Source organism: Micromonospora andamanensis, assembly GCF_016863495.1.
Lineage (GTDB): Bacteria > Actinomycetota > Actinomycetes > Mycobacteriales > Micromonosporaceae > Micromonospora > Micromonospora andamanensis.
Map to the genome: position 1 here is coordinate 71,501 of NZ_BOOZ01000039.1, position 10,998 is coordinate 82,498.

General features: G+C 69.9%; 8 protein-coding genes. 7 read left to right on the top strand and 1 reads right to left on the bottom strand.

From position 1 onward, the window contains the following. The first annotated feature begins 37 nt into the window (after window positions 1-37). The 5 genes from Van01_RS25600 to Van01_RS25620 all read left to right on the top strand — a co-directional run bounded on the left by Van01_RS25600 (window position 38) and on the right by Van01_RS25620 (window position 6,641). Complete coding sequence (locus Van01_RS25600; protein ID WP_239099296.1) at window positions 38-586, top strand: isochorismatase family protein; 549 nt, start codon at window positions 38-40, stop codon at window positions 584-586. Beyond that, on the top strand, window positions 583-1,395 hold the full coding sequence (locus tag Van01_RS25605) for a 2,3-dihydro-2,3-dihydroxybenzoate dehydrogenase (RefSeq protein WP_204012697.1): 813 nt from the start codon (window positions 583-585) through the stop codon (window positions 1,393-1,395). Before Van01_RS25600 ends, Van01_RS25605 begins: the two co-directional genes overlap by 4 nt. A 38-nt stretch (window positions 1,396-1,433) precedes the next feature. After that, complete coding sequence (locus Van01_RS25610) at window positions 1,434-3,053, top strand: (2,3-dihydroxybenzoyl)adenylate synthase (protein WP_204012700.1); 1,620 nt, start codon at window positions 1,434-1,436, stop codon at window positions 3,051-3,053. Window positions 3,054-3,141: 88 nt separating this feature from the next. Then, window positions 3,142-4,920 carry an ABC transporter ATP-binding protein gene (locus Van01_RS25615; RefSeq protein WP_204012703.1) on the top strand — a complete coding sequence of 593 codons (1,779 nt, stop codon included), beginning with the start codon at window positions 3,142-3,144 and terminating at the stop codon, window positions 4,918-4,920. Next, a complete protein-coding gene (locus tag Van01_RS25620; RefSeq protein WP_204012705.1) occupies window positions 4,917-6,641 on the top strand; it encodes an ABC transporter ATP-binding protein in 1,725 nt (574 codons plus the stop codon). Before Van01_RS25615 ends, Van01_RS25620 begins: the two co-directional genes overlap by 4 nt. 9 nt (window positions 6,642-6,650) lie before the next feature. Here the strand turns inward: Van01_RS25620 and Van01_RS25625 are convergent, their stop codons facing one another. Then, the gene (locus Van01_RS25625) at window positions 6,651-7,970 is read right to left on the bottom strand and encodes a salicylate synthase (protein WP_204012707.1); all 1,320 of its coding nucleotides are present in this window, start codon (window positions 7,968-7,970) and stop codon (window positions 6,651-6,653) included. A gap of 452 nt (window positions 7,971-8,422) precedes the next feature. On the opposite strand from Van01_RS25625, the gene Van01_RS25630 reads away from it, so the two are divergent. Next, entirely contained in the window at window positions 8,423-9,304 is an 882-nt protein-coding gene (locus Van01_RS25630; RefSeq protein ID WP_239099297.1) for a ParB/RepB/Spo0J family partition protein, read from the top strand. A 34-nt stretch (window positions 9,305-9,338) separates the two neighbouring features. Beyond that, window positions 9,339-10,998, top strand: a 1,660-nt coding sequence (locus Van01_RS25635; RefSeq protein ID WP_239099298.1) for a condensation domain-containing protein, incomplete at its 3' end; no start/stop codon positions are given.

Genomic DNA, 10,998 nt, shown 5'->3' on the forward strand with positions numbered 1-10,998 from the left:
ATCGGATGATCTGCCTGAGAACACAGTGCCCTGGAGGGTGGATCCCACGCGCTCTGCGCTGCTGATCCACGACATGCAGCGCTATTTCCTCGATCCGTTCGGGGGGTGGAAGCAGTCGGTCATCGAGCGCGTCGCGGTCCTGCGCAAGAATTGCGAGGCGGCGGGCATCCCGGTGATCTTCTCGGTACAGCCGGCGCACCAGGACCGCGCAGAGCGGGGACTGCTCTTCGATTTCTGGGGCTCCGGCCCTGACGCGCGGGTCGACATACCGACCGAACTGGACCACAGCGGCGCCGCAGTCGTGGTCAAACGTCGGTACAGCGCCTTTCACCGGACGGGTCTGCTGGATCTGCTCGCCGAGCAGCGCCGTGACCAGATCCTGGTCTGCGGCGTGTACGCACACATCGGTTGCCTGGCGACGATCATCGACGCGTTCATGAATGACATCCAGGCCTTCGCGGTAGCCGACGCGATGGCCGACTTCTCGCTGCGGCATCACATGACCGCCCTGGAACATGTGGCCACCCGCTGCGGCGTCGTGACCACCGTGGACGACGTTCGACAGGCGCTGGAGCAGCAGGAATGACCGGACCGGAAGCAGCGTCGGCCGGAGCAGCGCTGCCCGGAGTCGCCGGCCGGGTCGCGGTGGTGACCGGGGCGGCCCGCGGCATCGGCGCGGCCGTGGCCGCGGCGCTCAGCGCGGAAGGGGCGGTGGTGGCGGCGCTGGACCGGGACGCGTCCGCGCTCCGGGAGGCCGCCGAGCGGCTGCGCGCCACAGGTGGACGGGTGCGCCCCTATCCGGTGGACGTGGCCGACGAGGACACGGTGGAGCGAGTCTGCGCGCACGCCGAAGCCGAACTCGGCCCGGTCGACGTGTTGGTGAACGTGGCAGGCGTGCTGCGAATGGGCGAGGTCACCGAGATGTCCGGCGCCGACTGGGCGGCCACCCTGGCGACCAACACCACGGGTGTGTTCCACATGTGTCGGTTCGCGGCGCGGACCATGCGTCGGCGGCGCCGCGGTGTGATCGTGACCGTCGGCTCCAACGCGAGCGAGATCCCGCGCATCGGAATGGCGGCGTACGCGGCGTCCAAGGCCGCGACGACCCAGTTCACCAAGTGCCTCGGCCTCGAACTCGCCCGCCACAACGTCCGCTGCAACGTGGTGTCACCCGGCTCGACCGACACGCAGATGCAGCGCGCCCTGTGGCAGGGGCAGGACGGGAGTGCGAAGGTCGTCGCCGGTGACCTGGAGTCGTTCCGTCCCGGGATCCCGCTGGGCCGGATCGCCGAGCCGGAGGACGTGGCACGGCTGGTCGTGTTCCTCGTCTCGGACCACGCGCGGCACATCACCATGCAGAACATCTATGTCGACGGTGGCGCCTCGCTGCGCTGACGGCGAGCCGCGAGAGACACGAGCCGAGAGAGCGCACAATGACGACGAGCACGTCCTTCACGCCCTGGCCGCCCGCTTTCGCGTCGAGGTACCGTGCCGCCGGACTCTGGACCGGCGTCACGTTCGGCCGACTCCTGACCGAATCCGCCCACCGGCACGGCAGCCGAGCGGCAGTGGTCGACGCCAGCGGTAGCTGGACGTACGAACGCCTCGACCGCGAGGCGCACCGCCTCGCCGGTGGTCTGCACCGGCTCGGCATCGGCCGGGGTGACCGGGTGGTCGTCCAGCTGCCGAACGTCGGCGAATTCGTGGTGCTCTGCTTCGCGCTCTTCCGGATCGGCGCCGTCCCGGTGCTGGCGCAGCCGAGTCATCGCGAGCACGAGATCGTGCAGCTGTGCACGCAGAGCGACGCCGTGGCGTACGTGGTCCCGGACCGTCATCTCGGTTTCGATTTCGGACCCCTGATCGAGCGCGTCCGTAGCAGGTGCGTCAGCGTGCGACACGTCGTCGTGCACGGAAGCAGCGGTGGGTTTCCCACTGTCGCGGACCTTCTCGACGAGCCGGTGCCACTTGCCGATCCGGATCCGGCGGACGTCGCCCTGCTACAGCTCTCCGGCGGGTCCACGTCAGCGCCGAAGCTGATTCCGCGGACCCACGACGACTACGCCTACAGCGTGCGGGCCAGTCTCGAGGTGTGTCCGCTCGGTGTCGACGACAGGTACCTGACGGTGTTGCCGGTGGCCCACAACTTTCCGCTCAGCTCCCCGGGGATACTCGGCGCCCTCTCCGTCGGCGCCACCGTCGTGATGTCACCCAGCCCGAGCGTGGCTGACACGTTCGCGTTGATCGAACAGCACCGGGTGACGGTCACCGCCGTCGTGCCCCCGATCGCCCGGGTCTGGCTGGAGGCCGCGGCCACCACCGCGTACGACCTGTCCAGCCTGCGGGTGCTGCAGGTGGGCGGCGCACGCCTGAAGCCGGCGCTCGCGGCGCAGGTGCGTCCGGTGCTGGGCTGCCAGCTCCAGCAGGTGTACGGGATGGCCGAGGGCCTGGTGAACTACACCCGCCTCGACGATCCCGAGGACGTCGTCGTCGGGACGCAGGGCCGGCCGATGTCGCCATTGGACGAGATCCGGATCGTCGACGAGAACGACCGGGAGGTGTCCGTCGGCGAACCGGGCGAGTTGTTGACCCGGGGGCCGTACACCATCCGCGGGTACTTCCGCGCCACCGAGCAGAACGCCCGGTCGTTCACCTCGGACGGCTACTACCGCACCGGCGACATCGTGCGCCTGCTGCCATCCGGGAACCTGGTCGTGGTCGACCGGGTGAAGGACGTGGTGAACCGGGGCGGTGAGAAGGTGCCCAGCGAGGAGGTGGAGGAGCAGTTAAGCCGGCACCCGGGCGTGCGGGACGTCGCGATAGTGGGTCAGCCGGACGACGACCTGGGGGAACGGGTGTGCGCGTTCGTCGTGCCGACCGCCGAACCGCCCCGCATCCGTGAGCTCAAGAGGTTCCTACGCGACGCCGGACTGGCCGCGTACAAGATCCCCGAGCGTTACGTCTTCGTGCAGTCCCTGCCGCTCACCGCCATCGGCAAGGTCAGCAAGAAGTCGTTGCGGGCACGCCTCGTCGAGCCCGCGCCGCTGCCCGGATGACCCGGGTCCGCCCACCGGCTGTCCGAACCGGCCGTCCGAACGGTAGAGTGCGAATTGGAACAGCGATCCAATGGACCGTGGGGGCGCCGTGAGCACAGCGGTTGAGGATCCGGTGGCGACCCGACAGGCGCCACCGGAGCAGGCGGAGAAGTCGGGTGGGTTGGGCGTCGTGCTCACCCCGGTGCGCGGGCAGCTCGTGGTGGCCGCCGTGCTCCAGCTGATCGGCGCGGTGGCCGGGCTCGCGCCGTACATCGCGGTGGTGGAGATCGCCCGTGACTTCCTCGGTGCCGCCGTGGTGGACCGCGACGCGGTGTGGCTCTGTGTGGTGGTGGCGGCGGTCGGCTTCGTGGTCCGCACGATCTGCGCCACGACCGCGTACACCATCAGTCATGTCGCCGACGCCGACGTCGGTCTGAAGATCCGGCGCGACACGGCCAGACGGTTGAGCCGGGTGCCCCTGGGCTGGTTCACCGAACGCAGCTCCGGCCAGGTGAAGCGGGTGCTCGCCGATGACGTCGCGGCCGTCCACCACGCGGTCGCGCACGTGGTGAACGACCTGGTGGCCGCCGTGGTGACCCCGCTCATCGCGCTGGGCTACCTGTTCTGGCTCGACTGGAGGCTGGCGCTGCTCTGCCTCGGTCCGCTCGTGGTGTGGTTCGGCCTCGTGGCGTACATGATGCGCGACGAGGGCGAGCGGACCGCGCGCTGGAGTGCCGAGCTCGACAAGGTCAACGCCGCCGTCGTCGAATTCGTCGACGGGATCGCTGTGGTGAAGGCCTTCGGCCAGGCCGGACGGGCCCAGGACCGGTATCGCCGTGCCGGCGACGACCTGGCGCGCTTCCTCAGCGAGTGGGCCGGCGGGATGCGTCACCTCGACTCACTCGCCTCCATGATCATCTCGCCGCCGGTGATGCTGCTCGTGGCGCTCGCCGGTGGCGTGTGGCTCGACGCCGATCCCGCCGAGCTTGTCGCGTTCGTGATGCTGGCGGTCGGGTTGGGGGCGCCGGTGCTGGCGCTCGGCTTCGGGGCACAGGCGATGCAGGTGGCGACCGATGCCGCGAGCCGGGTGGCGAAACTGCTGGCGGCCCCCGAACTGCCGGGCGCCGCCGAGCCGCGCCGGCCGGCCGGCGCCCGCGTCGAACTCGACGGCGTGCGCTTCTCCTACGACGGACGGACCTTCGTGCTCGACGGCATCGACCTCGTGCTCGAGCCCGGCACCGTCACCGCGCTCGTCGGTTCGTCCGGCTCCGGCAAGTCGACGCTGGCTCGGCTGCTCCCGCGGTTCTGGGACGTCGACGAAGGCGCCATCCGGATCGGCGGCGTGGACGTCCGGGACGTGTCCGAGCAGGATCTGTACCGCCAGATCGGATTCGTCTTCCAGGAGACGTCGATGCTGCGTACCAGCATCGGTGACAACATCGCCCTCGGCCGCCCCGACGCCACCCGCGCGGAGATCGAGGCGGCGGCCCGTGCGGCGCAGATCCACGACCGCATCATGTCGCTACCCCGCGGTTACGACAGCGTGGTGGGTGAGGACGCCCAACTGTCCGGCGGCGAGGCGCAACGGGTCACGATCGCGCGTGCGATCCTGGCCGACACCCCTGTCCTGGTACTCGACGAGGCGACGGCCTTCGCCGACCCGGAGTCTGAGGCGGCGGTGCAGGACGCGCTGTCGAGTCTGGTGTCCGGCCGCACGCTGCTGGTGATCGCGCACCGGCTGCACACGATCCGCAGCGCCGACCGCATCGTGGTCCTCGCCGGTGGCCGGGTCGTCGAATCCGGCAGTCACGACGACCTGATCGCGTCCGGTGGCGAGTACGCCCGGATGTGGGCGACCCAGACGGCGGCATCGGAGGAGCCGGCATGATCCGCAAGTTGTTCCGCATCGTCGACCACGCGGACCGGCCACGGTTCATCCGATGGATCGTGCTGCTTGTCGCCTTCTCCGTGTTGCAGGGCGTCTGTGTCCTGGCCGTGGTTCCCGTGCTGCGGCCACTGCTCGACGGTGACCGTGACGCGGCGGTGCCGTGGCTGGTCGTGCTCGCCGCGGTCACGGCCGCGACCTGTGTCCTGTTCTACGCGCAGGCGTTGCACGGTCAACAGATCGCCGACGACCTGCTGCTCGGCATGCATCGCCGAATCGGGGACCATCTGGCCCGGCTGCCCCTGAGCTGGTTCGGCACCGACCGCCGTGGTCGCCTCACGCACTCCATGTCCCAGGGCACCGCGAACATCATCGGCGTACCCGCTCATCTCATGCAGCCTGTGATCAGCGCCTCGGTCACCCCGGCCGTGGTGGCACTCGGCATGTTCGTTTTCGACTGGCGGCTCGCGACGGCGCTGTTCGTCGCCGGGCTGGTACTGCTCGCGACGCACCAGTGGGCTCAGGCCGCCATCGCCCGCAGCTTCGGCACGATCGACAGTGCCGCTGTCGAATCGGCGAGCCGGGTCGTGGAGTTCGCGCAGCGCCAGCCGGTGCTACGGGCGTTCGGCCGGACCGGGGAGAACAACAGGCTGCTCGACGACGCCCTGGTCGGGCAGCGCCGGGCGTACGGGGAGATGAGCCGCAACGCGGTGATCGCTCTGATCGCCTTCTCCACCGCGGTGCAGGCCGCCTTCGTCGCCCTGATCGCCGTCGGCGTGACGCTGGCGCTCGGTGGCTCGCTGGACGCGGCCGAGCTGATCGTGCTGCTCGTCCTCGTGACCCGCTTCATCGGCCCACTCATCGAGGTGGTGGACCATGCGGCCGCGCTGCGGATGGCGTCGGAGGACATCGACCGGATCGACGAGGTGCTCGCCGTCCGACCGCTGCCCGAGGGCAGCGTGGACCGACTGTCCGAACCGGGCGAGGTGCGCTTCGACAACGTCTCCTTCGGTTACGACGATCGTCAGGTGCTGCGGGACGTCAGCTTCGCGGCGCGGCCGGGCACCCTCACCGCGATCGTCGGACCCTCGGGCTCCGGGAAGACGACGGTGCTGCGGCTGGCGGCGCGGTTCTGGGAGGTCGACGCCGGTGCGGTCCGGGTCGGCGGCGTGGACGTGCGCGAGCTGACGACCGCGGCGCTGGCCGACCAGCTCGCCATGGTGTTCCAGGACGTGTACCTCTTCGACGGCACCATCGAGGCCAACATCCGGCTCGGGCGGCCGGACGCCACGGCCGAGGAGATCCACGAGGCGGCCCGGCTCGCCCGCGTCGACGAGATCGTCAACCGGCTGCCGGACGGGTGGGACACCCGCGTCGGGGAGGGCGGCGTCAGCCTCTCCGGTGGCGAACGCCAACGGGTCTCGATCGCGCGGGCACTCGTCAAGCAGGCGCCGATCGTGCTGCTCGACGAGGCCACCGCGGCCCTCGACCCGGGCGGCGAGGCGGCGGTCACCGCCGCCCTCCGCATGCTTGCCGAACGGCGGACACTTGTCGTCGTCGCGCACCGGCTGCACACAGTGGCGGCGGCAGACCAGATTCTCGTGCTCGACGGCGGCCGGATCACCCAGCGCGGTACGCACGCCGAGCTGATCGACCAACCCGGTCGCTACCAGGACTTCTGGCGGGAACGGGAACGGGCCAAAGGCTGGCGCTTGACGGTCTGAGAGCAGGGCCTAGCTGCCCTGGGCTGGAACGAGGAAGCGAACCACGCTGTCGAGCTTCTCGCAGGTCTCCTCGAACTCACGGTCCGGATCGGACTGTCCGATGATCCCCGCCCCGGCCTGCAGCCACGTCGCCCCGTTCTGCCGGTAGACCCCGCGGAGCACAAGCGCCGCGTCCATGGTGCCGTCATGCCCGATGGTGAGGACGGAACCGGCGTAGAGCTGCCGCGGACCGTCCTCGTTCTCCCGGATGCAGCGGAAGGCTGCCTTCTTCGGTACACCCGAGGCCGTGACCGCGGGGAACACCGCCCCGAAGGCGTCCCACGTGCCGTGACCGGGTGCGAGTTGACCTGTGATCCGGGAGCTCAGGTGCTGGACCGACCCGCGCTCGTGCACCGCCATGAACTCCGCGACAGTGACCGAATCCTTCGCGCAGACGCGGCTGAGGTCGTCGATCACCGCCTTCACGGAGATTGCGTGCTCGTACACCTCCTTGGGATCCCGGAGCAGGTTTGCCCGTAGCCGTTGGTTGTGTTCGTCGTCGTCGGCCGCGAGCGCGCGCGTACCGGCCAGCGCGTGGGTCGTCGCCCAACCGTCCGCGGTCACGTCCAGCACGCTGTGCGGGCTGAACCCCGTCGCCTCGATGCCACCGAGCCGCAGCAGGAAGGATCTCGCCGGCGTATTGCCCCGACGGCCCGCGAGGTAGGTGCCGACGAGGTCGATGTCGTCGTGGACCGGAATCTTCCGGGACAGGATGACCTTCTCCAGGGAGCCGTCCCTGATCGCGCGGATCACGCGATCGACCCGCCGCCGGTACTCGGCGACGCCCCGCTCGCGGACCCGGATCGGCTCGGCCGGCCGGCCGAAGCTCCGGTTCCGGCCGAACAGTGCCGCCTCCACCGCCTCCGTCGCGACCGGGTCCATTGAGGAGATGTGGGCGTGCCCGTCGCGTAGCCGGACGCTGATCCGCGGAATGGTCAGGTGAAGCACCCGTTGCTCGTGCGTCATCGCGCCGCGGGTCGCGGACGGAAGTTCGAACGCGGCCCACCCGTACGCCCGCCACTGCGGGACGCCGGCGCCGTCAAGCAGCTCCTGGACCCGGGCCAACGGGGCCTGGCTCCACGGGAACTCGACCGGATCCGGACCGTGTCGCCGGATCCCGCTCCGGTCGGCGACGACCTCGGCCAGCGCGCCACCGGCGAACGTCCACTGCGCGCCGTTCTCGTAGACGACGAAGTCGTCGTGGGTCCACGCCGAGGCCAGCCGCGCGACCGACGACAGCGGGTCGTCCGGCAGCGGAATCGTCAGTTGCTGGTAGGCGGCCGACAACACGGTGTCCCCTCATCTGCTGCGCCCGGTGCTGCTGTCCCAGTGATCACCCGTGATCGCCCAGCGCGCCTGAGTGACGACGCTCATCGACAATGCCACAGGCCGTCACCGGGTCGATCAGGGCTTGAAAGAACTCTTTCGCCGACCGCCCACGGCCTCGTTGTAACACTTCAGAATGTGAACGGGTTGGCCGGCGGGACGGCTCAGTCGTCGCTCGACGCAGCGCTCGGCGGTGGTCGGGTGCGGCCGAGAGCTGGGCTGGCACTCACACCGACGGCCCGGGCCGGCCACATCGTGCGGACCACGTTCGAGCTCGCAAGACATGAGGATCCCTGGCGGACCGATTGACCGGGCGGCCGGGTTTCCTGACGGGGGAGACCATGGAAACAGTCACGAACCCGCATAGCCGAAGTTCTCCAACAGCGGACCAGACGTACGAGATTTCGATTTCGCGGTTGTTACCGGGGGACTCGCCGCGCACCGCGCAGAGCACCGCGCACATCCAGGCGCTCGCCGCGGTCCAGGTTCCGTTGCCGCCGATCATCGTGCACCGGGCGTCGATGCGGGTCATCGACGGTGTCCACCGGCTCGTCGCCGCCCAGCTGCGCGGCGACGAGACCATCGAGGTCACGTTCTTCGACGGCGACGAGCGGGACGCCTTCGTACTCGCCGTCCGCCTGAACAGCGCCCACGGTCTGCCCCTGACGCTCGCCGACCGGAAAGCGGCGGCGCAGCGCGTCATCGGCTACCACCCGGACTGGTCCGATCGTTCGATAGCGGCAGTGGTCGGCATCTCCGACAAGACTGTGGCCGCACTGCGCAGGCGGTCGGATGCGGCCCCGCCGTTCGAGCGGCTCGGCCGCGACGGGCACTACCACCCGCGCGATCGGGTCGACGGACGGCTGCGGGCAAGCGAGTTGCTGGCTCAGAATCCGCATGCGTCGATAAGCGAGGTCGCCCGTGCAGCGGGTATCTCCGCGACCACCGCGAAGGATGTACGGGGACGGATGCGGCGGGGCGAGAACCCCGTACCGAACCGGCATCACGCCCGGGTGGCCGCTGTCCGCCGGGCCGCCCGGGCGGAACGGCCAACTGTCGACCGCAGTGCCGTGGTGCAGCGCCTGCGGTCAGATCCGTCGCTCAGGTACTCCGAGACCGGCCGCACCCTGCTGCGCCGGCTGAACGGACCGGGCGCCGACCCCGCGGAGTGGGAACTGCTCGCCCGCAACATCCCTGGACATTGCATCCAGGCCATCGCCGAACTCGCCCGGATGTGCGCGGAGGACTGGCAGCGCTTCGCCGCTGTGGTGGACAGCCGCAGCGCGACCATCCGCTGACGCGCTGACGACTTCTGCCTAATGGGGGAACTGTATGAATTCCGAAGCGCCCAGGCCCGTCGGCGCCGACGTTGCCGTCGAATCGGCTCTTCCGAGCAGCCAGGACGACATCGTGCTGCTGGTGGCCGCGCTGCTCGATGAGGATCCGCAGGACATCGATCCGGACGAGAACCTGATCGAGTGCGGCATCGACTCGATAGGTGTGATGCGGATCGTCGACTCGTGGAGCCGTCAGGGGGTGGCCGTCCGCTACGCGGAGCTCTTCGAGCGACCCACAGTCGCCGAATGGTGGCTGCTGCTGTCCGAACGCATCTCCGAGATCCGGAACCCGGGCGACGGTGTCGAGGTCGACATCTCGGCGCCGTTCGAACTGAGCCCCATCCAGCACGCCTACTGGGTGGGACGCGGTGACGACCAGCCGCTGGGTGGCATCGGCTGCCACGTGTACCTCGAGGTGGACGGTGCCGGCGTCGATCTCGACCGGCTGGACCAGGCGGTGCGCGCGGTGGCGCAGCGCCACCCGATGCTGCGGATGCGGGCGCTCGGTGACGGTACCCAGCAGATCGGGGACCGGCCGACGTGGCCGGGCCTGCGCGTGCACGACCTCCGCGAGTCGACGGTCGTCGCAGCCGACCTGGCCGCGATCCGGGAGACGCTGTCGCACCGCAGGTTGGCGGTCGAGCGGGGCGAGGTCTTCGACGTACAGCTGTCGCTGCTCCCCAGCGGAGCGACCCGGCTGCACATCGAACTGGACCTCCTCGTCGCCGACGTACTGAGCTTCAACGTCTTCCTCAACGATCTCGCGCTTGCCTACCGGGACGGCCCGGCAGCACTGCGCCCACAGTCGTACTCGTACCCCGCCTACTGCGCGGACCTGGCAACCCTGCGCGCGCACGAGGTCGACGGCGACCGGCGGTACTGGACCGAGCGTCTCGCCGAACTGCCCGCCGCCCCGCAGCTTCCCCTGGCCGTCGAGCCCGAACTGGTCGGACGGCCGACCTTCCGGCGCATCGCCAGGTGGATCGAGCCGACCAGATACCGGCGGCTGGTCGAGCGGGCGCGCGCGGAACAGGTGACGGTCGCGATGACGCTTGCCACCATCTTCGCCGAGGTGCTCGGCCGGTGGAGCGGCATGTCCCGGCTGCTGCTCAACGTCCCGGTCTTCGACCGTCGGACGCTGCACCCCGATGTCCCCGAACTGATCGCCGACTTCACAAACCTCGTCCTACTCGAGGTGGACCTCGGCGCCGCCGACCTCGTCGAGCGGGTGCGGAGCACCCAGCGCCGCTTCCAGACCGACATCTCCCACATCGCGTACTCCGGAGTGGAGGTGCTGCGCGACCTGGCGCGCCGCGGCGACCACGCCGGCGCGCCTGTGGTGTTCGCCGCCAACCTGAGCAGCGGCGACCTGCTCAGCACCGAGTTCCGGGAGTCCTTCGGCGAGCTCGGCTTCATGATTTCGCAGACCCCGCAGGTCTGGCTGGACCACCAGCTGATGGAGATGGACGGCGGCCTGTACCTCAACTGGGACTACGTCGACGGCCTGTGCGCCGAGGGAGTCGTGCCCGCCATGTTCGAGGCGTACCTCGACGTGGTGGACCGACTGATCAACGACGGTTGGGATGCGGCGGCGCACATCCCGTTGCCCGAGGACCAGGCCGCGGTGCGGTCCGCGATCGGCACTCCCACCCGGG

What these genes read in the sequence shown, in the direction of transcription:
- Van01_RS25610 (WP_204012700.1), top strand. Translation starts at nt 1,434, where the DNA reads ATGACGACGAGCACGTCCTTCACGCCCTGGCCGCCCGCTTTCGCGTCG.
- Van01_RS25605 (WP_204012697.1), top strand. Translation starts at nt 583, where the DNA reads ATGACCGGACCGGAAGCAGCGTCGGCCGGAGCAGCGCTGCCCGGAGTC.
- Van01_RS25620 (WP_204012705.1), top strand. Translation starts at nt 4,917, where the DNA reads ATGATCCGCAAGTTGTTCCGCATCGTCGACCACGCGGACCGGCCACGG.